This window comes from Pseudomonas sp. WS 5059, from assembly GCF_012985525.1.
GTDB lineage: Bacteria > Pseudomonadota > Gammaproteobacteria > Pseudomonadales > Pseudomonadaceae > Aquipseudomonas.
Window position 1 is genome coordinate 163467 of the sequence record NZ_JAAQWO010000006.1, and the last position, 21388, is coordinate 184854.

General features: G+C 59.3%; 19 protein-coding genes. 5 read left to right on the forward strand and 14 right to left on the reverse strand.

The window, feature by feature from the left end:
- The 13 genes from lpxA to rpsB form a co-directional block, all read right to left on the reverse strand.
- On the reverse strand, nucleotides 1–777 hold the full coding sequence (lpxA, locus tag HBO12_RS18790) for an acyl-ACP--UDP-N-acetylglucosamine O-acyltransferase (protein WP_169955458.1): 777 nt from the start codon (nucleotides 775–777) through the stop codon (nucleotides 1–3).
- A complete protein-coding gene (fabZ, locus tag HBO12_RS18795) occupies nucleotides 774–1214 on the reverse strand; it encodes a 3-hydroxyacyl-ACP dehydratase FabZ (protein WP_029297270.1) in 441 nt (146 codons plus the stop codon). Before fabZ ends, lpxA begins: the two co-directional genes overlap by 4 nt.
- A gap of 110 nt (nucleotides 1215–1324) precedes the next feature.
- Complete coding sequence (lpxD, locus tag HBO12_RS18800) at nucleotides 1325–2380, reverse strand: UDP-3-O-(3-hydroxymyristoyl)glucosamine N-acyltransferase (protein WP_169955457.1); 1056 nt, start codon at nucleotides 2378–2380, stop codon at nucleotides 1325–1327.
- Nucleotides 2381–2383: 3 nt separating this feature from the next.
- Complete coding sequence (locus HBO12_RS18805; protein ID WP_003219314.1) at nucleotides 2384–2887, reverse strand: OmpH/Skp family outer membrane protein; 504 nt, start codon at nucleotides 2885–2887, stop codon at nucleotides 2384–2386.
- A gap of 45 nt (nucleotides 2888–2932) precedes the next feature.
- A complete protein-coding gene (bamA, locus tag HBO12_RS18810; RefSeq protein WP_169955456.1) occupies nucleotides 2933–5320 on the reverse strand; it encodes an outer membrane protein assembly factor BamA in 2388 nt (795 codons plus the stop codon).
- Between the two features lie 74 nt (nucleotides 5321–5394).
- A complete protein-coding gene (gene rseP / locus HBO12_RS18815; protein WP_169955455.1) occupies nucleotides 5395–6747 on the reverse strand; it encodes a sigma E protease regulator RseP in 1353 nt (450 codons plus the stop codon).
- Nucleotides 6748–6782: 35 nt separating this feature from the next.
- Entirely contained in the window at nucleotides 6783–7973 is a 1191-nt protein-coding gene (ispC, locus tag HBO12_RS18820; protein WP_170042924.1) for a 1-deoxy-D-xylulose-5-phosphate reductoisomerase, read from the reverse strand.
- On the reverse strand, nucleotides 7970–8776 hold the full coding sequence (locus tag HBO12_RS18825) for a phosphatidate cytidylyltransferase (protein ID WP_170042925.1): 807 nt from the start codon (nucleotides 8774–8776) through the stop codon (nucleotides 7970–7972). Before HBO12_RS18825 ends, ispC begins: the two co-directional genes overlap by 4 nt.
- The gene (uppS, locus tag HBO12_RS18830) at nucleotides 8776–9531 is read right to left on the reverse strand and encodes a polyprenyl diphosphate synthase (protein ID WP_169955739.1); all 756 of its coding nucleotides are present in this window, start codon (nucleotides 9529–9531) and stop codon (nucleotides 8776–8778) included. Before uppS ends, HBO12_RS18825 begins: the two co-directional genes overlap by 1 nt.
- 17 nt (nucleotides 9532–9548) lie before the next feature.
- On the reverse strand, nucleotides 9549–10106 hold the full coding sequence (gene frr / locus HBO12_RS18835) for a ribosome recycling factor (RefSeq protein WP_169955738.1): 558 nt from the start codon (nucleotides 10104–10106) through the stop codon (nucleotides 9549–9551).
- A complete protein-coding gene (gene pyrH / locus HBO12_RS18840; protein ID WP_003172271.1) occupies nucleotides 10103–10846 on the reverse strand; it encodes a UMP kinase in 744 nt (247 codons plus the stop codon). Before pyrH ends, frr begins: the two co-directional genes overlap by 4 nt.
- Before the next feature lie 211 nt (nucleotides 10847–11057).
- The gene (gene tsf, locus HBO12_RS18845; protein ID WP_003172264.1) at nucleotides 11058–11921 is read right to left on the reverse strand and encodes a translation elongation factor Ts; all 864 of its coding nucleotides are present in this window, start codon (nucleotides 11919–11921) and stop codon (nucleotides 11058–11060) included.
- A gap of 193 nt (nucleotides 11922–12114) precedes the next feature.
- Nucleotides 12115–12855 (reverse strand): 30S ribosomal protein S2, encoded by a 741-nt coding sequence (gene rpsB / locus HBO12_RS18850; RefSeq protein ID WP_029297291.1) that lies wholly within the window; start codon nucleotides 12853–12855, stop codon nucleotides 12115–12117.
- A 386-nt stretch (nucleotides 12856–13241) separates the two neighbouring features.
- On the opposite strand from rpsB, the gene map reads away from it, so the two are divergent.
- The 5 genes from map (at nucleotide 13242) to HBO12_RS18875 (ending at nucleotide 19560) form a co-directional block, all read left to right on the forward strand.
- The gene (map, locus tag HBO12_RS18855; protein ID WP_032858167.1) at nucleotides 13242–14024 is read left to right on the forward strand and encodes a type I methionyl aminopeptidase; all 783 of its coding nucleotides are present in this window, start codon (nucleotides 13242–13244) and stop codon (nucleotides 14022–14024) included.
- 67 nt (nucleotides 14025–14091) lie between these two features.
- A complete protein-coding gene (locus HBO12_RS18860; protein WP_169955737.1) occupies nucleotides 14092–16794 on the forward strand; it encodes a [protein-PII] uridylyltransferase in 2703 nt (900 codons plus the stop codon).
- A gap of 146 nt (nucleotides 16795–16940) precedes the next feature.
- A complete protein-coding gene (gene dapC, locus HBO12_RS18865; protein WP_170042926.1) occupies nucleotides 16941–18140 on the forward strand; it encodes a succinyldiaminopimelate transaminase in 1200 nt (399 codons plus the stop codon).
- A gap of 192 nt (nucleotides 18141–18332) precedes the next feature.
- Nucleotides 18333–18782, forward strand: coding sequence for a hypothetical protein (locus HBO12_RS18870; RefSeq protein ID WP_170042927.1), 450 nt, complete (start codon nucleotides 18333–18335; stop codon nucleotides 18780–18782).
- A 58-nt stretch (nucleotides 18783–18840) separates the two neighbouring features.
- Nucleotides 18841–19560 (forward strand): matrixin family metalloprotease, encoded by a 720-nt coding sequence (locus tag HBO12_RS18875; protein WP_170042928.1) that lies wholly within the window; start codon nucleotides 18841–18843, stop codon nucleotides 19558–19560.
- 15 nt (nucleotides 19561–19575) lie between these two features.
- Here the strand turns inward: HBO12_RS18875 and HBO12_RS18880 are convergent, their stop codons facing one another.
- Complete coding sequence (locus tag HBO12_RS18880; RefSeq protein ID WP_170042929.1) at nucleotides 19576–21216, reverse strand: Na+/H+ antiporter; 1641 nt, start codon at nucleotides 21214–21216, stop codon at nucleotides 19576–19578.
- Nucleotides 21217–21388: the final 172 nt, after the last annotated feature.

The window sequence follows — 21388 nt, forward strand, 5'->3', positions numbered from 1 at the left end:
TCAGCGGGTGATGCCGCGAGTCGATGCCTGGATCGAATCACGGAAGATGGCAACCTCTGGAAACAGCGCCGCTGGCTCGGCCAGTTCGGCCAATGCCTGCTCAACCGTCAGGCCCTGGCGATACACCACCTTATAGGCGCGACGCAGGGCGTGAATGGCCTCTTCGCTGAAACCCCGGCGGCGCATGCCTTCGAAGTTCATGCTGCGGGCTTCGGCAGGGTTGCCAAATACCGTGACGAACGCCGGCACATCCTTGCCAATAGCAGTGCCCATGCCGGAAAAGCTGTGGGCGCCGATATGGCAGTACTGATGCACCAGGGTAAAACCAGACAGGATCGCCCAGTCGTCAACATGCACATGGCCGGCCAGTGCAGTGTTGTTGACCAGGATGCAGTGGTTGCCAATAACGCTGTCGTGTCCGATATGCGCGTAGGCCATCACCAGATTGTGATCACCCAGGGTAGTTTCTGCCCGGTCCTGCACAGTGCCACGATGAATGGTCACGCCTTCACGAATGATGTTGTGATCACCGATTACCAGGCGGGTTTCTTCACCCTTGTACTTCATGTCCGGCGTATCTTCGCCTACCGAGGAGAACTGGTAGATGCGGTTGTGTTTGCCAATGCGGGTCGGACCCTTGAGGATCACGTGCGGCCCGATGACTGTTCCCTCGCCGATTTCCACACCTGCGCCGATGATCGACCAAGGGCCGACCTCAACGTCGGCGGCCAGCACGGCCGTCGGATCGATGATTGCGCGAGGGTCAATCAAACTCATAGCTTGCGTTCCGCACAGATGATTTCGGCGGAACACACAGGCTTGCCGTCAACGGACGCCTGGCATTCGAATTTCCAGATCTGGCGCTTGCAGCTCACGAACTTGGCTTCCAGGATCAACTGGTCGCCTGGGGTGACCGGGTTGCGAAAGCGCAGCTTGTCGGAGCCCACGAAATAGTAAAGCGTGCCGTCGGCAGGCTTCAGGTCGAGCATTTTAAAACCGAGGATACCAGCGGCCTGCGCCATCGCTTCAATGATCAACACGCCCGGCATGATTGGATGCGCGGGGAAATGACCATTGAAGAATGGTTCGTTGATGCTGACATTCTTGTAGGCACGAATGCGCTTTTCCTCAACATTCAGTTCCACTACACGATCCACCAGCAGGAACGGGTAACGGTGAGGCAGGTATTCGCGAATCTCGTTGATGTCCATCATTTCGGGGGGAAGCCTGTAATAAAGATTGGGAGCGCGCGGACTAAGGCACGCCCCTCTAGCAAATCAAGAAGGCAGTCTAGCTGCTGTGCACACTTGATATGGAAATGGTATCAGCCATCTGATGAAACATTACTGCCAGGGGTCACGTCCCCAACACGCTTTTCCAGATGTTTCAGGCGCCGCGCCATGTCGTCGAGCTGCCTTAAACGGGCCGCGCTCTTGCGCCACTCGGCCGCGGGTTGCATCGCTGTACCGGAAGAGTAGGCCCCTGGCTCGGTAATCGAGTGGGTCACCATCGTCATGCCGGTAATGAATACGTTGTCACAGATTTCAATATGGCCCACCAAGCCGACACCGCCGGCCAGCATGCAATGCTTGCCGATCTTGGTGCTGCCGGAGATGCCGACGCACGCGGCCATGGCCGTGTGATCGCCAATCTGTACGTTGTGGGCGATCTGGATCTGGTTATCCAACTTCACACCATTGCCAATCACCGTATCGGCCAAGGCCCCGCGATCGACAGCAGTGTTGACACCGATCTCCACATCGTCACCGATCAGCACACCGCCGACCTGGGCGATCTTCTGCCAGATGCCCTTCTCATTGGCAAAGCCGAAGCCTTCGCCGCCGATCACGGCACCCGACTGAATCACTACCCGCTGCCCGATACGCACATCGTGGTACAGGGTCACGCGCGGCGCGAGCCAGCCGCCTGCACCGATTTCGCTGCGAGCACCGATAAAGCAATGGGCACCAACAGTCACGCCGGCACCAATGCGCGCACCACTTTCGATAACCGCAAAAGCACCGATGCTGGCCGCAGGATCCACCTGTGCATCATTGGCAATGACCGCAGAAGGATGGATACCAGGGGCAGCCTTGGGTTTCGGGTCGAACAAGTGGGAAACCCGCGCGTATGCGGCATAAGGGTCGGCCACCACCAGCGCATCCCCGGCAAACGTCTCGGCGTCAGCGGCCTTCAGCAATACGGCTGCGGCCTGGCTGTCGCCCAGGTATTTACGGTATTGGGGATTTGCGAGGAAGCTCAACTGAGCTGGGCCAGCCTCCTGCAAGGTGGCTAGCCCAGTGATTTCCTTCTCCTTGGAGCCACGCAAGGTAGCCCCCAGGAACTCGGCCAATTGACCGAGTTTGATAGTCGCGGTCATGGCTTACTTCAGCTGGTTCATGCGCTCGATCACCTGGCGGGTGATGTCGTATTGAGGCTTGACGTCAATCACGGCGCCACGCTCGAAGACCAGGTCAAAGGCACCTTTCTTGATGACCTCTTCCACGGCGCTGTCGAGTTTAGGCTTCAGTTGCTTGAGCATTTCACGGTCAGCAACAGCCTTGGCTTCGTTCAGCTCCTTGGATTGGAACTGATAGTCACGGGCCTTTTGCTTGAACTCAAGCTCCAGACGCTCGCGCTCGCCTTGCTGCATTTTATCGCCACCGGCGACCAGGCGGTCCTGGATGCCCTTGGCACTGCTTTCCAGGGTCTTGAGCTTGGTCAGTTGCGGACCAAATTTTTTCTCGGCATCCACGGCGTACTTCTTGGCCGCATCGGATTCCAGCAGGGCCATCTGATAGTTCAGGACGGCGATTTTCATTTCGGCAAACGCCGGGGTTGCGACCAGCACGGTTGCCAGAAGAACCAATTGAGTCAACTTACGCACGATGCACTCCTACAGAATCCGTTGTCGTTATCTTGGGTCGGACGCTTAGAACGTCTGGCCGAGGGAAAATTGGAAAATCTGGGTTTCAGCGTTATCCGGTTTCTTGACTGGCATCGCCAAGGCGAAGCTCAACGGGCCCAGGGCGGTAATCCAGGTCACACCCACACCCACGGAACTGGCCAGATTGCTCAGGCTTACGTCGTTGCACTGGGTGTTGGACTTCAAGCCGCTAGGGTTACGGATCTGCTCGCACTTGGAGTCGAATACGTTACCCACATCCCAGAAGACCGAGGTCCGCAGGGAGCGCTGGTCCTTGACGAACGGCAGCGGGAACAGAATTTCCGCACCACCTTGGATCAGCACGTTACCACCGAACGGCAGCGGATCATTGTCTGAGTCACGTACGGTGCCGACGTTACCAGTTTCAGCAACACCACGGCTTGGCGTACCACGTGGACCCAGGGTGCTGTCCTTGAAGCCACGTACCGAGTTGAAGCCACCGGCATAGTAGTTCTCGTAGAACGGCAAGCCATCGGTCGAACCGTAGCCATCACCATAGCCCAATTCCGTGTGCAGGCGCATGGTGTAGTTATCGCTCAACGGCGTGAACAACTGGCCACGGTAGTCGAGCTTGAAGAACGACAGGTCGCTACCTGGTGTGGTGGCTTCCAGGGTCAGGCTCTGGGAGTGACCACGGGTGGCCAGCACGCCTTTGTTCAGGGTGGACTCGGACCAACCGGCCGAGGCCTTGAAGTTGAGGAACTTGTCACCTTCGCGGCGGGTGAAGTCGAAGATCTCATCCACGGTGTAGACACCGGTCTTGATCTCATCCTGCTGCGCGGTCAGGCCGAAGGTCAGACGCGAGGTCTCACTGATCGGGTAGCCCACGTTCACACCGGCACCCAGGCTGTCGATCGCATAGCTTGCAACGTCGACGTCGAGGTCTTTGTAGTCGGTGGTGCGGTAGAAGGCGTTGTAGCCCAGGCTCACACCGTCAGCAGTCCAGTAGGGGTCCACATAACCGAAGTTGTAGCGGCTCTGGTATTCGCTGCGGGTCAGGCCGATGGATACTTTGTTACCGGTACCCAGGAAGTTGTTCTGGGTGATCGAACCACCGAGGATCAGGCCGGCACTCTGTGCAAAACCGACGCTGGCGGTGATCGAACCGGAAGCTTGCTCTTCCACTGCGTAGTTCACGTCGACCTGGTCATCCACACCCGGTACGGCCGGGGTTTCGACGTTGACTTCCTTGAAGAAGCCCAGGCGCTCAAGACGGGTCTTGGACTGGTCGATCAGGTAGGTCGAAGCCCAGCCACCTTCCATCTGGCGCATTTCACGACGCAGCACTTCGTCCTCGGACTTGGTGTTGCCACGGAAGTTGATGCGGTTGACGTAGGCACGCTTGCCCGGATCGACGACAAAAGTGATGTCCACGGTGTGGTCATCATCATGTGGGGTCGGCACGCCGTTCACGTTGGCGAAGGTATAGCCTTCGTTACCCAGGCGACGGGTGATCAGTTCGGAAGTGGTGGTCATCAGCTTGCGCGAGAACACCTGGTCTTTCTGGACCAGCAGCAGGGACTTGACCTGGTCTTCAGGCACTTTCAAGTCGCCGCTGAGCTTCACGTCACGAACGCGGTACTTCTCGCCTTCGTTGACGTTGACGGTGATGTACACGTGCTTCTTATCCGGGGTGATGGACACCTGGGTCGAAGCGATATCCATGTTGATATAGCCACGGTCCAGGTAATAGGAGCGCAAGCGCTCCAGGTCACCGGAGAGTTTTTCACGGGCGTACTTGTCATCGTTCTTGAAGAACGACAGCCAGTTGGTGGTCTTGAGCTCGAACAGGTCGATCAGGTCTTCGTCGGCGAACTTGGTGTTACCCACCACGTTGATGTGCTGGATCGCCGCCACGGTGCCTTCGTTGATGTTGACCTTCAGGCCAACACGGTTGCGCGGCTGCGGCACCACTTCGGTTTCCACGGAAGCCGAGTAGCGGCCTTGGGCAACGTACTGACGTTGCAGCTCGTTACGCACGCCTTCGAGGGTGGCACGCTGGAAGATCTCGCCTTCGGCCAGGCCGGATTGCTTGAGACCTTTCATCAAGTCTTCAGTGGAGATCGCCTTGTTGCCTTCGATCTCGATACTGGCGACAGAAGGTCGCTCGACGACAGTGATGACCAGGACGTTGCCTTCACGACCCAGTTGGATGTCTTGAAAGAAGCCGGTTTTGAACAGCGCACGAGTGGATTCCACCAGGCGACGGTCGTCAGCCTGTTCCCCAACGTTCAACGGCAAGGCGCCAAAGACGCTACCCGCGGAAACCCGCTGGAGGCCGTTGACGCGAATATCGGAGATGGTGAAGGACTCGGCGTGAACTTCGGCGATCATCAATACGGTGAGAACCGCAGTTAGCAGCAGACGTTTCATGAAGTCCTTTCTTATTCCAACTGGCAATAAACAAACTGCCGCAAAATGCGGCAGGTTCGCAATTCAGCGAAGCGTTACAGACGTCCCAGATCGTTGACCAGGGCTAACAACATCACCCCAACCACCAAACTGATACCGATCTGTATCCCCCAACCCTGCACCCGATCCGACAAGGGGCGACCACGCACCCACTCGACGAGATAAAACAACAGATGCCCCCCATCCAGTACTGGAATGGGCAACAAATTCAGAACCCCAAGGCTAATACTCAGATAAGCCAGGAAATTCAGGAAATCAGCAACACCCGACTGGGCAGAAGCGCCCGCCACTTTAGCAATGGTTATCGGTCCACTCAAGTTTTTTACCGAGAGCTCGCCGAACAACATTTTCTTCAGCGAATCGAGGGTCAGTACGCTCATGGTCCAAGTGCGTCGTGCACCCTCGCCAATTGCCGCCAACGGCCCGAAGCTGACCTCGCGCACCATCGATGGCGGCCATTCGACACCTTTGACCCCCGCCCCCAGATACCCGCCGGCCGCCTTGGCCTCTCCGCGCACCGCAAGGGTAACAGGGACGTCGATTTGAGCACCGTCGCGCTCAACTTTCAGCACAATTTTCGTATCAGGACGTACACGAACCAGATCAACCACTTGCTGCCAGTCGCCCAGCGCCTGACCATCAAGGGCCAGCAAACGATCACCGGTCTTCAGGCCGGCAGCCTGGGCCGGCCCCTTGGGATCGAGCTCCGCCAGTACCGGCGGCAGCGCCGGACGCCATGGGCGAATCCCCAGGGATTTGATCGGGTCAGGCTCGTCAGCGCCCTTGAGCCACTTGTCCAGTACCAGCTCGCGCGGCGTCTCGGCCGTGGAGTCCTGCTCGCGCACCACCAGCTGTACGGTGCCACTCTCACCCAGGCGGCGAACCAACTGCAGATTGACCGCCCCCCAGCCTGTAGTCGGTTCACCATCAATAGCAACAATTTCCTGCCCGGCGCTCAAACCAGCCTTGGCTGCAATGCTGCCCGCCTCCACCGCACCGATAACCGGGCGCACCTGCTGGCTGCCCAGCATTGCCAGGACCCAGAAAAACACCATGGCCAACAGGAAGTTGGCGATCGGGCCAGCCGCCACGATGGCAATACGCTGACGAACGGTCTTGCGATTGAAAGATTGGTCCAGTTGATCAGCCGGCACTTCGCCTTCGCGCTCGTCGAGCATCTTGACGTAGCCACCCAGGGGAATGGCGGCGATCACGAATTCGGTGCCCTTGCGGTCGTGCCAGCGCAGCAGCGGCATGCCAAAACCCACGGAAAAACGCAGGACCTTGACGCCACAACGGCGCGCCACCCAGAAATGACCAAATTCGTGAAAAGTGACCAACACACCCAGAGCAACCAGGGTGCCGACAATCATGTAGAGCGCACTCATCTAATCTCTCCGCATTCCAATCCCGCGCCTGCCGACTAACCTGCGTGGCGTTTCAACCATTGCTCGGCCAAGACCCGGGCCTTGGCATCCGCCTCGAATACGGCGCCCAAATCATTTACGGCAACCACCGGTTCGAGACTCAAAATTTCCTCGATGATACTCGCGATCTGTGGAAAGCGGATGCGCCGATCAAGAAACGCAGCAACCGCGACCTCATTGGCCGCATTCAACATAGCCGGAGCGCTGTTGCCCGCCTCTGCCGCCTCACGCGCCAGGCGCAGGCAGGGGAAGCGTTGGTCATCCGGCGCTTCGAAATCCAGGCGTGCGATGGCGAACAGGTCCAGGGGTGCAACCCCCGAATCGATCCGCTCGGGCCAGGCCAGGGCATTGGCGATTGGCGTACGCATGTCCGGGTTGCCCAACTGGGCCAACACCGAACCATCCACATAGTCGACCAGGGAATGAATCACGCTTTGCGGATGAATCACCACCTCGACCTGCTCGGCCCGAGCATCAAACAGCCAGCAGGCTTCGATCAGCTCCAGGCCCTTGTTCATCATGCTCGCCGAATCCACCGAGATCTTGCGCCCCATCGACCAATTGGGATGGGCGCAGGCCTGATCGGGAGAAACGTGCTCCAGCTCGGCCAATGGGGTCTGGCGGAACGGGCCACCGGAGGCGGTCAGCAAGATACGCCGTACGCCCACCTGGCTCAGGCCGCGGGCAAAATCGCCCGGCATGCACTGGAAAATCGCATTGTGTTCGCTGTCCAGCGGCAACAGCACGGCGCCGCTCTTGCGCACAGCCTGCATAAACAGCGCACCGGACATCACCAGCGCTTCTTTATTGGCCAACAGGATTTTTTTGCCCGCATCAACCGCTGCGAGGGTTGGACGCAAGCCAGCAGCGCCGACGATGGCGGCGACCACAGTATCCACTTCAGAGGCGGCGGACACCTGGCACAAGCCCTCCTCGCCGACCAATACCTCGGTCGACAGGCCCGCAGCCCGCAGGTCGTCCTGCAAACCACGGGCGGCAGTTGCATCCGGCACCACCGCGAACTGCGGCACATGCCGCACGCACAACGCCAATAGCTCGCTCAAGCGGCTGAAGCCGGTCAGGGCGAATACCTGATAGCGCTCAGGGTGACGGGCAATCACATCCAGCGTGCTCAACCCGACCGAGCCGGTTGCTCCCAGCACGGTCACTTGCTGTAGGCGGCTCACGAAGCGGCCATCCACAACAGCACGGCAAACACCGGGATCGCCGCCGTCAGGCTGTCGATGCGGTCCAGCACGCCGCCATGGCCCGGCAGCAGGTTACTGCTGTCCTTGATGCCTGCCTGGCGCTTGAACATGCTTTCGGTCAGATCGCCAACCACCGAGATCAGCACCACCACCGCCGCACCGACCAGGGCCAGGAGGATTTGCTTGGCATCCCACTCGCGCACAACGCCAACAATCAGGGTGATCAGCAACGTCAACGCCAGCCCGCCGTACACCCCTTCCCAGCTCTTGCCGGGACTGACCGCCGGGGCCAGCTTGCGCTTGCCAAAGGCACGGCCGGAGAAGTACGCACCGATATCCGCGCCCCAGACCAGTACCATCACCGCCATGATCAACCAGTTGCCCAGGGCCATGTGCTTGATATAGACCAGGCCCTGCCAGGCCGGCAGCAGGATCAGCAGGCCGATCACCAGCTTGCAGGCGACGCTGGACCATTGGCTGCTGGTACGCGGGTAGGTCAACACCAGGAATGTCGCCAACGCCCACCACAGCACCGCCGCCCCGAGCACCCAGGGTGCGACATCCGGCAGGATGTACATCATGAACAGCAACAACGCGACAACGGCGGCGTACACCACCCGCGGTAGTTGCTCGGCGAACCCTGCCAGGCGCGCCCATTCCCAGGCGCCCAGGGTCACGACCAGGCCAATGAACAGTGCAAAACCTGCGCCTTCGAGCAGGAAAAACCCGCACAGAGCGATCGGCAGCAGGATCAGTGCCGTGATGATTCGTTGTTTAAGCATTAAACCCGGGCTCCAGCTTCGATCTGCTCGCTCGTTTTACCGAAGCGACGCTGACGGGAAGCGAAATCGGCCAGCGCATTGCGCATGGCATCGTGTTTGAAGTCCGGCCAGAACAGGTCGGAGAAGTACAGCTCGGTATAGGCCAACTGCCACAACAGGAAGTTGCTGATGCGGTGCTCGCCACCGGTACGGATGCACAGGTCCGGCAACGGCAGGTCGCCAGTCACCAGGCAGGTTTGCAACAACTCGGGCGTGATGTCTTCCGGGCGCAGATGGCCGGCCTGCACTTCACGCGCCAGGCGCTGCGCAGCCTGGGCGATATCCCATTGCCCGCCATAATTGGCGGCGATTTGCAGGACGAAGCGGTTGCTGCCAGCGGTGATCGCCTCGGCTTCACGCATGGCCGCCTGCAGCTCCGGATGGAACCGCGAGCGATCGCCGATGATGCGCAAGCTGATGTTGTTGTCGTTCAGGCGCTTGGCCTCACGACGCAGGGCCTTGAAGAACAGGTCCATCAAGGCGCTGACTTCGTCGGCCGGGCGCTGCCAGTTTTCACTGGAGAAGGCAAACAAGGTCAATACCTCGACCTTGGCCTCGGCACACACCTCGATCACGGCCCGTACCGCATCGACACCCGCTTTATGCCCGGCGACACCTGGCATAAAGCGTTTTTTCGCCCAGCGATTATTCCCATCCATGATGATCGCGACATGGCGCGGCACCGCGGAGGGCACAGTCTGCTTGGTCTTTTCCATGAAAGCGTCCTGACCCCTTATACGGCCATCAGGTCCTTTTCTTTCTCTTCCGTGGCCTTGGTGATCATGGCCTCGGATTCCTTGGTCAGCTTATCGATATCAGCAATGGCACGACGCTCTTCGTCTTCGCTGATTTCCTTGTCCTTGACCAGTTTCTTCAGGTCACCCAAGGCATCACGACGGATGTTACGCACCGCAACACGGGCATCTTCCGCTGCGCTGCGCGCCTGCTTGGTGAAGCCCTTGCGGGTTTCTTCGGTCAGGGCCGGCATGGAGATCAGCAGCAGCTCACCCAGGTTGGTTGGGTTGAGGTTCAGGCCAGCACTCTGGATAGCCTTGTCGACGGCAGCGAGCATGTTGCGCTCGAAGGCCACGACCTGCAGGGTGCGCGAGTCTTTCACAGTCACGTTGGCCACGCCGCTCAGCGGAGTGTCGGAACCGTAGTAAGGCACCATCACGCTGCCCAGGATGCTTGGGTGAGCCTTGCCGGTACGAATCTGGCCGAATGCGTGGCTCAGAGACTCCAGGGATTTCTGCATACGCGCTTGGGCGTCTTTCTTGATTTCGTTGATCATTGTTGGCCTTCCTCGATCAGAGTCCCTTCTGCGCCGCCGTGTACGATATTCAGCAGGGCGCCGGGCTTGTTCATGTTAAATACGCGCAGCGGCATCTTGTGGTCGCGGCACAGGCAGATTGCCGTCAGGTCCATCACACCCAGCTTGCGATCCAGCACTTCATCATAAGTCAGATGATCGAACTTCTCGGCATGCGGGTCTTTGAATGGATCGGCAGTGTAGACACCATCGACCTTGGTAGCCTTGAGCACTACGTCAGCATCGATTTCGATGGCACGCAGGCAGGCAGCCGAGTCAGTGGTGAAGAACGGGTTGCCGGTACCGGCGGCAAAGATCACCACCTCTTTGGCATTCAGGTGGCGCATGGCTTTGCGGCGATCATAGTGATCGGTCACGCCAACCATGGAGATGGCCGACATCACGATGGCCGAGATATTGGCACGCTCCAGGGCGTCGCGCATGGCCAGGGCGTTCATCACAGTGGCCAGCATGCCCATGTGGTCGCCAGTGACCCGATCCATGCCAGCAGCACTGAGTGCCGCGCCACGGAACAGGTTGCCACCACCGATCACCAGGCCGACCTGGACGCCGATACCGACCAGTTGGCCGACTTCCAGCGCCATGCGATCAAGCACCTTGGGATCGATCCCGAACTCTTCCGAGCCCATCAGGGCCTCGCCGCTAAGCTTGAGTAGAATGCGTTTATAGCGAGCCTGATAACCACTGCCCTGCTGAGCCATTGCGAATCTCTCCTGCGGCGTATTTTTAAAAAATTCTTGGCGAGCCGTTTACGGCTTGCGTTCACTCTAGCTGGACGCTGTCACAGCGCCATCGGAACACGGCTTTGTAAGCCAGTTCCAAAGGGAAGCCAAATAAAATTGAGCCTCCCATTTGAAAAGAGGCTGCGCGCGTGAGCGGGCAGCCTCTCTTGGGCGACAGTTGAAAACTGTCTTATTGCTTGGCGGCAGCCAGCTGGGCAGCAACTTCTTCAGCGAAGTTGTCGACCGGCTTCTCGATGCCGTCGCCTACTTTGAAGTAGGTGAAGGAAACGATTTCAGCACCGGCTTTCTTGGCCAGTTCGCCAACCTTGATTTCAGGGTTCTTGACGAACGCCTGCTCAACCAGGCTTGCTTCGGCCAGGAACTTGCTGATACGGCCTTTGACCATGTTCTCAACAATGTTTTCTGGCTTGCCTTTGATTTTTTCTTCGTTCAGCTGCAGGAACACAGCTTTTTCGCGCTCGATCGCTTCGGCAGAAACTTCCGAAGGCAGCAGGAACTCTGGGTTGCTGGCCGCTACGTGCATAGCGATGTCTTTGGCCAGTTCAACGTTGCCGCCCTTGAGGACAACTGCAACACCGATCTTGTTGCCGTGCAGGTAACCACCAACCACGTCACCTTCAACACGTACCAGGCGACGGATGTTGACGTTTTCGCCAACCTTGCCGACCAGTACCAGACGATCAGCTTCTTGGGCTGCGATCAGCGGAGCGGCGTCAGTCAGTTTGTCGGCGAACGCTTTTTCAACGCTGGCAGCAACAAATGCCTTGAAGTCGTCTTGCAGGGCCAGGAAGTCGGTCTGCGAGTTCACTTCCAGCAGAACGGCGGATTTGCCGTCTTCTTTCAGAGCGATCGCGCCTTCAGCAGCTACGTTGCCTGCTTTCTTGGCAGCCTTGATCGCGCCCGAAGCACGCATGTCATCAATGGCTTTTTCGATGTCGCCGTCAGCCTTTTCCAGGGCTTTCTTGCAATCCATCATGCCTTCGCCAGTACGCTCACGCAGTTCTTTAACCAACGCTGCAGTAATTGCTGCCATTTTCAAATTCCTCTTGGATAGGTTTTCAACCATTCCACCCGACTTGTACGGGCGTTCAATTCTTCCCGAACCACCCTTGTTAACCGCTGCACGTTACAGATGCTGTAGCTGTGCCGCTCACAAATGGTTTTCGAGGTGGCAAAAAGGGGGCCAAGCCCCCTTTTTGCTTACTGAGTCAACGCCAGGGCGTCAATTACTCAGCTGCAGCGACCGGTGCTTCTTCAGCAGCGAACTCTACGGTGCCGCCGCCAACATTGTTGCGGCCACGGATTACAGCGTCAGCCATCGAACCCATGTACAGCTGGATAGCGCGGATTGCGTCATCGTTGCCTGGGATGATGTAGTCAACGCCTTCCGGGCTGCTGTTGGTATCGACTACGCCGATAACCGGGATACCCAGCTTGTTGGCTTCGGTGATCGCGATGCGCTCGTGATCAACGTCGATAACGAACAGTGCGTCAGGCAGACCGCCCATGTCCTTGATACCACCCAGGGAACGATCGAGCTTTTCCAGGTCACGGGAGCGCATCAGCGCTTCTTTCTTGGTCAGCTTGGCGAAAGTACCGTCTTCGGCTTGCACTTCAAGGTCACGCAGACGCTTGATGGAAGCACGGATGGTTTTGAAGTTGGTCAGCATGCCGCCCAACCAGCGGTGATCGACGTACGGCGAACCGCAACGTGCTGCTTCTTCAGCAACGATCTTGCCAGCGGAACGCTTGGTGCCGACGAACAGAATCTTGTTTTTGCCCTGGGCCAGGCGCTCTACGAAAGTCAGAGCTTCGTTGAACATTGGCAGGGTTTTTTCAAGGTTGATGATGTGGATCTTGTTACGCGCGCCGAAAATGTATTTACCCATTTTCGGGTTCCAGTAACGGGTCTGGTGACCGAAGTGCACACCGGCCTTCAGCATATCGCGCATGTTGACTTGGGACATGATAGTTCCTTAATAAGTCGGGTTTGGCCTCCACGTATCCCAATGACCAACCAGCGGCTTCAAGGCCTCCGGCACCCAGGTCATCGTGTCGACACGTGTGTGGATTTAAGCTTTGCGGGGTATCCCCGGAAAGCGGCGCATTTTATACCACAGCAACGACAAAAACGAAACCCGCAATCGCATTTGCTTGCCGCCACCGCCACCCAAGCCATTGAATCGGGTGAAAATACCCACACCTTATAGAGAGAAGCGATAGCCAGACACTCATGGTTTGTACCTTGCGTCTGTTAGAATCGCGTTTTTTGGGCTTGTGCGAACGCTGCACCTTTTTGTCGCACGCCCGTAAACCGTATTGATTTCAGCGCGTCGCGCTAGAGAGAGCCTGTATGACCGTTACCCTGAAAACCGCCGAAGACATCGCAGGCATGCGCGTTGCCGGCAAACTGGCGGCCGACGTGCTGGAAATGATTGCCGAACACGTCAAGCCTGGCGTCACCACTGAAGCCCTGGACCGCATCTGCCACGACTATATTGTCGACGTGCAGAAAGCCATCCCCGCGCCGCTGAACTACAAAGGCTTCCCCAAGTCGATCTGCACCTCGATCAACCACGTGGTCTGCCACGGCATCCCGGGCGACAAGCCGCTCAAGGACGGCGATACCCTGAACATCGATGTCACGGTGATCAAGGACGGCTACCACGGCGACACCAGTCGCATGTTCCACGTCGGCAACGTCCCGGTGTGGGCCGAGCGCCTGTCCCAGGTCACCCAGGAATGCATGTACAAGGCCATCGAGCTGGTCAAGCCGGGCTGCCGCCTGGGTGATATCGGCGAAGTGATCCAGAAGCACGCAGAAAAGAACGGTTTCTCGGTGGTCCGCGAATTCTGTGGCCACGGCATCGGCAAAGTGTTCCACGAAGAGCCGCAGATCCTGCACTACGGCCGCGCCGGCACCGGCATGGAGCTCAAGGCGGGCATGACCTTTACCATCGAGCCGATGATCAATCAGGGCAAGGCCGACACCAAGGTGCTGGGCGACGGCTGGACCGCCATCACCAAGGACCGCAAGCTCTCGGCGCAGTGGGAGCACACCCTGCTGGTCACCGAGACGGGCTACGAGATCTTCACCCTGCGCGCCGATGACACGATCCCTCGCGTTTCGGCCTGATGCTTGCAGCGGGCTTTCCAGATAGCGACGTTGTGACCTACACCTAGATAGAAAGGAAAGCCGATCGATGCCCCAGGTGGATCCCGAACTCTTCGACCGAGGCCAGTTCCAGGCGGAACTGGCGCTGAAGGCAAGCCCGATTGCCGCCTTCAAAAAGGCCATCCGCCAGGCCCGCGAGGTGCTCGACGGGCGCTTTCGCAGCGGCCGGGAGATTCGCCGACTGATCGAGGATCGCGCCTGGTTCGTCGATAACATCCTGCAAAAGGCCTGGGAACAGTTCGACTGGAGCGAAGACGCCGACATTGCCCTGGTGGCCGTCGGCGGCTATGGCCGGGGCGAACTGCACCCCTACTCCGATATCGACCTGCTGATCCTGTTGGACAGTGCAGACCATGAGATCTTTCGTGATTCCATCGAGCGTTTTCTGACGCTGCTGTGGGACATCGGCCTGGAAGTCGGCCAGAGCGTGCGCTCGGTGGCGGAATGCGCCGAAGAGGCCCGCGCCGACCTGACCGTGGTCACCAACCTGATGGAAAGCCGTACCATCTGCGGCCCCGAGCGCCTGCGCCAGCGCATGCTGGAAGTCACCAGCACCGCACACATGTGGCCGAGCAAGGAGTTCTTCCTGGCCAAGCGCGCCGAGCAGAAAGCCCGGCATCACAAGTACAACGACACCGAATACAACCTGGAACCCAACGTCAAGGGCTCGCCCGGCGGGCTGCGGGATATCCAGACCATCTTGTGGGTAGCCAGGCGCCAGTACGGCACCCTGAACCTGCGTGCCCTGGCCGGCGAAGGCTTTTTGGTCGAGAGCGAAAACGCCCTGCTGGCCTCGTCCCAGGAGTTTTTGTGGAAGGTGCGCTACGCCCTGCACATGCTGGCCGGACGCTCCGAAGACCGCCTGCTGTTCGACCACCAACGCTCCATCGCCGCCCTGCTGGGCTTCGAGGGCGAAGACGCGAAGACCAGTATCGAAAGCTTCATGCAGCAGTACTACCGGGTGGTCATGAGCATCGCCCAGCTCAGCGACCTGATCATCCAGCACTTTGAAGAAGTGATCCTGGCCCCGGAAGACGAAGCGCCGCCGCAACCGATCAACGCGCGCTTCCAACTGCACGATGGCTATATCGAGGCGCGCAACGACAACGTGTTCAAGCGCACGCCATTTGCCATGCTGGAAATTTTCGTGCTGATGGCCCAGCAACCGGAAATCAAGGGCGTACGCGCCGACACCATCCGTTTGCTGCGGGAAAACCGTCACCTGATCGATGACGAATTTCGCCATGACATCCGCAATACCAGCCTGTTTATCGAGCTGTTCAAGTGCAAGATCGGCATCCACCGCAACCTGCGGCGCATGAACCGCTACGGCATCCTTGGGCGCTACCTGCCGGAGTTCGGCTTTATTGTCGGGCAGATGCAGCACGACCTGTTCCACATCTATACAGTCGACGCCCACACCCTGAACCTGATCAAACACCTGCGTAAGTTGCAATACACCCAGGTGTCAGAGAAATTCCCGCTGGCCAGTAAGCTGATGGCCAGGCTGCCAAAGCCTGAGCTGATCTACCTCGCCGGCCTTTATCACGATATCGGCAAGGGTCGGCACGGCGACCATTCGGAAATCGGCGCGGTGGATGCGCAAGCCTTCTGCCAGCGTCACCAGTTACCGCAGTGGGACAGCCGCCTGATCGTCTGGCTGGTACAGAACCACTTGGTGATGTCCACCACCGCCCAGCGCAAGGACTTGTCCGACCCGCAGGTGATCCATGATTTTGCGCAGATCGTCGGCGACGAAACCCGCCTCGACTACCTGTACGTACTGACCGTCTCCGACATTAACGCCACCAACCCGACCCTCTGGAATTCGTGGCGCGCCAGCCTGTTGCGCCAGCTGTATACCGAGACCAAGCGCGCCTTGCGCCGGGGCCTGGAAAACCCGGTGGACCGCGAAGAACAGATCCGCCGCACCCAGAACGCAGCCCTGGATATCCTGGTGCGTGGCGGCAACGACCCGGACGATGTGGAGCAACTCTGGTCGCAGTTGGGCGACGACTATTTCCTGCGCCACACCGCAGGCGACGTGGCCTGGCACACCGACGCGATTCTCCAGCAGCCGGCCGACGGTGGCCCGCTGGTGCTGATCAAGGAAACCACCCAGCGTGAATTCGAAGGCGGCACGCAGATATTCATCTACGCCCCGGACCAGCACGACTTCTTCGCCGTGACCGTGGCTGCGATGGACCAGCTCAATCTGAACATTCACGACGCCCGGGTCATTACGTCCAGCAGCCAGTTCACCCTCGACACCTACATCGTGCTCGACACCGAAGGCGAGTCCATCGGCGACAACCCCGAGCGGGTGAAAAAGATCCGCGCAGGCCTGACCGAAGCCCTGCGCAACCCCGACGACTACCCAACCATCATCCAGCGCCGGGTGCCGCGCCAGCTCAAGCATTTTGCCTTTGCGCCCCAGGTGACGATCCACAACGATGCCCAGCGCCCGGTGACCGTACTGGAACTCAGCGCGCCGGATCGCCCTGGCCTGCTGGCGCGGATCGGCGGGATTTTCCTGGAGTTTGACCTGTCGTTGCAAAACGCCAAGATTGCCACCCTGGGCGAGCGGGTCGAAGACGTGTTCTTTATCACCGATGCCGATAACCAGCCGCTGTCCGACCCTGAACTATGCCGCCGCTTGCAGGACGCCATCGTTGCGCAATTGAGCGTGAACCAGGAGCCTGGCGCGGAGTTGTCCAGAATAACCATTTGAGTTGAATTTAATTTCCCTGGGGGTGCGGACCTTGTAGGAGCTGGCTTGCCTGCGATGCGGGCGGCGCGGTGTATCTGGTACACCGAGGCGATGCCATCGCAGGCAAGCCAGCTCCCACAGGGCCGTGCTCAACGATAGAGGCCCCGATGAACAACGCCCTGAACCAACTGCAGCCCTACCCGTTCGAGAAACTGCGAGCCCTGCTGGGCAGCGTCACGCCGAACCCGGACAAACGCCCGATTGCCCTGTCCATCGGCGAACCCAAGCACAAATCCCCGGATTTCGTCGCCCAGGCCCTGGCCAACAACCTTGACCAGATGGCGGTGTACCCCACCACCCTGGGCATCCCCGCCTTGCGCGAGGCGATTGGCACGTGGTGCGAACGGCGTTTCAACGTGCCCAAGGGCTGGCTCGACCCGGCGCGCAATATCCTGCCGGTCAATGGCACTCGTGAAGCGCTGTTCGCCTTCACCCAGACCGTGGTCAACCGCGGCGACGATGCCCTGGTGGTCAGCCCGAATCCGTTCTACCAGATCTACGAAGGCGCAGCGTTCCTCGCCGGGGCCAAGCCGCATTACTTGCCGTGCCTGGATGAAAACGGCTTCAACCCGGATTTCGATGCGGTCTCGCCTGACATCTGGAAGCGTTGCCAGATCCTGTTCCTGTGCTCTCCCGGCAACCCGACCGGCGCACTGATCCCGGTCGACACCCTGAAAAAACTGATTGCCCTGGCCGACCAATACGACTTCGTGATCGCCGCCGACGAGTGCTACAGCGAGCTGTACTTCGACGAGCAAACCCCACCACCGGGCCTGCTCAGCGCGTGTGTCGAACTGGGTCGCCAGGACTTCAAGCGCTGCGTGGTGTTCCACAGCCTGTCCAAGCGTTCCAACTTGCCGGGCCTGCGTTCCGGGTTTGTGGCCGGGGATGCCGAGATCCTCAAGGCCTTCCTGCTGTACCGCACCTACCACGGCTGCGCGATGCCGGTGCAAACCCAACTGGCGAGCATCGCCGCGTGGCAGGACGAAGCCCATGTACAGGCCAATCGCGACCTGTACCGGCAGAAATTCGACGCCGTGCTGGCGATCCTCAAACCGGTACTGGACGTACAGAACCCGGACGGGGGCTTCTACCTGTGGCCCAACGTTGAGGGCGATGATGCCGCGTTCTGCCGCGACCTGTTCGTGGAGGAACATGTGACCGTGGTGCCGGGCTCGTACCTGTCGCGGGAAGTCGAGGGTTTCAATCCAGGAGCTGGACGGGTGCGTCTGGCCTTGGTTGCGCCATTGGCCGAATGCGTCGAGGCGGCCGAACGAATTCGCGACTTTATCCAGCGCCGTCGTTGAAACACGGGGCCGCTCCCACCTCGGGGGCGGCCAACATTCGCCCACCTTTGGTAATTAGTTGCACTCCAGGCCCACCTCGACTCATACGCAGAAATAATTACTGCGGAACTACTCCGGCTAAATTCCCACTTTGTAGAGGCAACAAACTTTACAAAGAGCCTTCGCCTTTCTTACGTTGGCGCCGGAGTGCCTATGATCGCAAACCCAAGTTCAACCCCTTTCCCACTTCCTAGCCTGAGCACAAACGATACCGCCCCGAGCAACTCTTCAATAACAACAACCCATCCCGACAGCCCGTTAAAGTACGACCCCGCCCCTATTATTATCGAGCTTAATAACTTTGGAAAAAATGAGCTTTTTACAAAGTTAAGCGCCAGCAACTCAATCAAACTAACGCCCTACGATAAGAACTCCGTCACGCACGACCATCTCCCCGCAAAACATATGGCGGACGGAATAACCAACAGCGAACCCTACGAACTTTCATCCAGCGACAAGTATCTGGCAGACAGCCTCTACCCGCCCAAAAACAGTTCCTTGCGCCAGGCATTCCTCATCACTGACCAACGTGGTTCGCTCTCAACTTACGAATGGGCCCTGGCCGCCCCGCAATCGTCGTCGGCGCAAGAGCAATCGGAGTAGGTGCTTGAAGCCCTTTTCATCTCATCACTATCTGACAACCGCCCCATGAGTAGAGTCCATGAGCCAAGTAACCCCGTTATTCCCCAACGTCCCTATCCAACAATTCGCACCCTCCAGCGACAACTCGCCGGCCGACCGCACAGCGCGCAACAGAAGAGGTGTCGCAGACAGCTCAAAACGCTGGTCGCCCGGCGTTATCACGGTGAGCCTGGACCTGGCAAACAAGAAAAGCCAAGCCCTGGTCATCGATGCACTCAAGGAGTGGGCCCATCACACGCCCGGCCTGCAGTTTGAAATCGTCGAGGGCAAACGCGGCGATATTCGTGTCTCCGACGACGAGGGTTTTACCGGCAGTTGGTCGGTCATCGGTACCGACGCCTTGCTGGTCGATGAAGACCAGCCCACCCTGCACCTGGACCGAACCGATAACTCCAAGCAGTTACGCACTCATGCCTTGCACGAATTCGGCCATGCCCTGGGCTTACTGCATGAACACCAGCACCCGCAAAGCACCTTGGATTGGGACGAGCAGGCGGTGCGTGACTATTTCGTCAGTGAGCGTTTCCCCGCAGAACTGGTCCAGGAACAAATACTCGACCCACTCACAGGTCCCGACGTGCAGAGCACAGCCTACGATCCACAGTCTGTGATGCATTACCTCTTTCCCGCACACTTGAGCCGCAAGGGGCATGGCACCTCGGAAAACTTCTTTCTGTCGCCGGGTGACCAGGAGGCCATCAGGAGGCTATACCGGCCGAATATCCCCGGGGTGAGCTGACGGCACCGCACAGGCCTACTTCTGCGTGCCCAGGTTGGCTTCGCTCATATCCAGGTCCGCCAGCACTTCGCGCAGCACGTCATCACCAATCTGGTGGTGACGGCTCAGGCTATACAATTCCAGGCGTTGCGCGCGCAGGGCCTTGAGCCGCAGCTTGCGCTCCAGTTGATCCATCTGCAGCGCCAGCGCCTGGGCTTCGGCCGAGTCATTGAACACCTCCAGTTGATGGCGATATTCCGACATGATCCGCGCCTTGAGCTCCGCTGCCAGCGCAGCCTGGGCCGCGTCCAGGGGCGCCTCTGCCGCCTCCTCCACCTCAAGGGCATGAATCGCGGCCTCGGCGGTTTTCCTCCAGGCATCGCGCACCTCGCCGCGACGCTTGTCATCCGGACTCTTCTCGATGCCCCGCAGCAACAGGGGCAAGGCAATACAGGCGGCCACCAACGACAACAGGATGACCCCGGCGGCAATGAAGATCAGCAGGTCGCGCTCTGGAAATGCCTGGCCGGGGGCGAACAGCAACGGCACCGACATCACACCGGCCAGGGTCACCGCCCCGCGCACCCCGCCGACGGTCAATAGCCAGCAGGATCGGGCCGTTGGCACCAGGGTCAGCTCGCTTTTGCCGCGCAGGCGGCGTAGAAGGCCGGACAGGCGCCAGATGCTCTGCACCCAGATAAACCGCAGCACCAGCAGCACCAGGAAGATCGCGATCACGTCCAGGCAGCGATAGAACAAGGTCGGCCACAGCATGCTCTCGTGGCTGGTCACCGCCTTGATGATGTCGGGCAATTGCAGGCCCAGCAGCAGGAAGATCAGCCCGTTGAAGGCAAACTCCAGCAGTGACCAGACACTGCGATTGAGCAAGCGCGTACTGGTCTGGCGTGGCAGCAGGTCGAGCCAGCTCTGCATCATGCCCGCCGCCACCGCCGACAAAATCCCCGACGCCCCCAGGCGCTCAGCCAGCACATAGGCGGCAAACGGCAGCAGCAACATAAACACCACGTGGGTCGCCGGGTCATCCCAACCCCGGGCAATCATCCAGGCCCGCAAGCGCCCCACCAGCCAGCTCAGGGCCACACCGATGGCCAGGCCACCGAGCGCCACCAGCACAAACGTAAGGCTGGCATCGGCCAGGGAAAACACCCCGGTCAACGCCGCCACCAGGGCGAACTTGAAGGTCACCAGGCCCGACGCATCGTTCATCAGGGCTTCGCCCTGGAGCATATGCATCAAGGGTGTGGGCAGGCGGTTCTGGGAAATTGCCGACACCGCCACCGCGTCTGTCGGCGATAAAACGGCCGCCAGGGCGAAGGCCACCGGCAGCGGAATACTCGGCAGCAACCAATGGATAAAGTAACCGGCGCCCACCACGGTAAACAGCACCAGCCCCACCGCCAACGTCAGGATCGGCCCGCGCAGGCGCCACAATTCACGCTTGGGCATGCGCCAGCCGTCGGAGAACAGCAGCGGCGGCAAGAACAGAAAAAGAAACAACTCCGGGTCCAGTGCCACGTGCAGTCCCAGGGTCGGCCACGCCAGCAAGGCACCAGCGGCAATCTGCACCAAGGGCAACGGCAACGGGATAACACGCCCGACCAGACGCGAAACGCTGACCAGCATCAGCAGGATAAGAACGGTATAGGCGGTTTGCATAAAGCGGGGTTCCTGGACAATCGACTTGCAATGACACACTTGAGGCAACAACGCGCCTTTGAAGTGCCATATTAGCTGCCTATGCTGCTGGATGACCGTTGCACATAAGTCGCAGCCAGGGCCTAGACCAATGGATAGCGGACCGCAGAGCGACACATTGAAAAACGCACCA

Excerpts from the sequence above, each read along its gene's own strand:
- pyrH (WP_003172271.1), bottom strand. The coding sequence starts at position 10,846 with ATGGCTCAGCAGGGCAGTGGTTATCAGGCTCGCTATAAACGCATTCTA.
- lpxA (WP_169955458.1), bottom strand. The coding sequence starts at position 777 with ATGAGTTTGATTGACCCTCGCGCAATCATCGATCCGACGGCCGTGCTG.
- HBO12_RS18860 (WP_169955737.1), top strand. The coding sequence starts at position 14,092 with ATGCCCCAGGTGGATCCCGAACTCTTCGACCGAGGCCAGTTCCAGGCG.
- bamA (WP_169955456.1), bottom strand. The coding sequence starts at position 5,320 with ATGAAACGTCTGCTGCTAACTGCGGTTCTCACCGTATTGATGATCGCC.
- lpxD (WP_169955457.1), bottom strand. The coding sequence starts at position 2,380 with ATGACCGCGACTATCAAACTCGGTCAATTGGCCGAGTTCCTGGGGGCT.
- HBO12_RS18875 (WP_170042928.1), top strand. The coding sequence starts at position 18,841 with ATGAGCCAAGTAACCCCGTTATTCCCCAACGTCCCTATCCAACAATTC.
- tsf (WP_003172264.1), bottom strand. The coding sequence starts at position 11,921 with ATGGCAGCAATTACTGCAGCGTTGGTTAAAGAACTGCGTGAGCGTACT.
- rseP (WP_169955455.1), bottom strand. The coding sequence starts at position 6,747 with ATGAGTGCGCTCTACATGATTGTCGGCACCCTGGTTGCTCTGGGTGTG.
- HBO12_RS18880 (WP_170042929.1), bottom strand. The coding sequence starts at position 21,216 with ATGCAAACCGCCTATACCGTTCTTATCCTGCTGATGCTGGTCAGCGTT.
- HBO12_RS18870 (WP_170042927.1), top strand. The coding sequence starts at position 18,333 with ATGATCGCAAACCCAAGTTCAACCCCTTTCCCACTTCCTAGCCTGAGC.
- fabZ (WP_029297270.1), bottom strand. The coding sequence starts at position 1,214 with ATGATGGACATCAACGAGATTCGCGAATACCTGCCTCACCGTTACCCG.
- frr (WP_169955738.1), bottom strand. The coding sequence starts at position 10,106 with ATGATCAACGAAATCAAGAAAGACGCCCAAGCGCGTATGCAGAAATCC.
- uppS (WP_169955739.1), bottom strand. The coding sequence starts at position 9,531 with ATGGAAAAGACCAAGCAGACTGTGCCCTCCGCGGTGCCGCGCCATGTC.
- dapC (WP_170042926.1), top strand. The coding sequence starts at position 16,941 with ATGAACAACGCCCTGAACCAACTGCAGCCCTACCCGTTCGAGAAACTG.
- HBO12_RS18825 (WP_170042925.1), bottom strand. The coding sequence starts at position 8,776 with ATGCTTAAACAACGAATCATCACGGCACTGATCCTGCTGCCGATCGCT.
- rpsB (WP_029297291.1), bottom strand. The coding sequence starts at position 12,855 with ATGTCCCAAGTCAACATGCGCGATATGCTGAAGGCCGGTGTGCACTTC.
- map (WP_032858167.1), top strand. The coding sequence starts at position 13,242 with ATGACCGTTACCCTGAAAACCGCCGAAGACATCGCAGGCATGCGCGTT.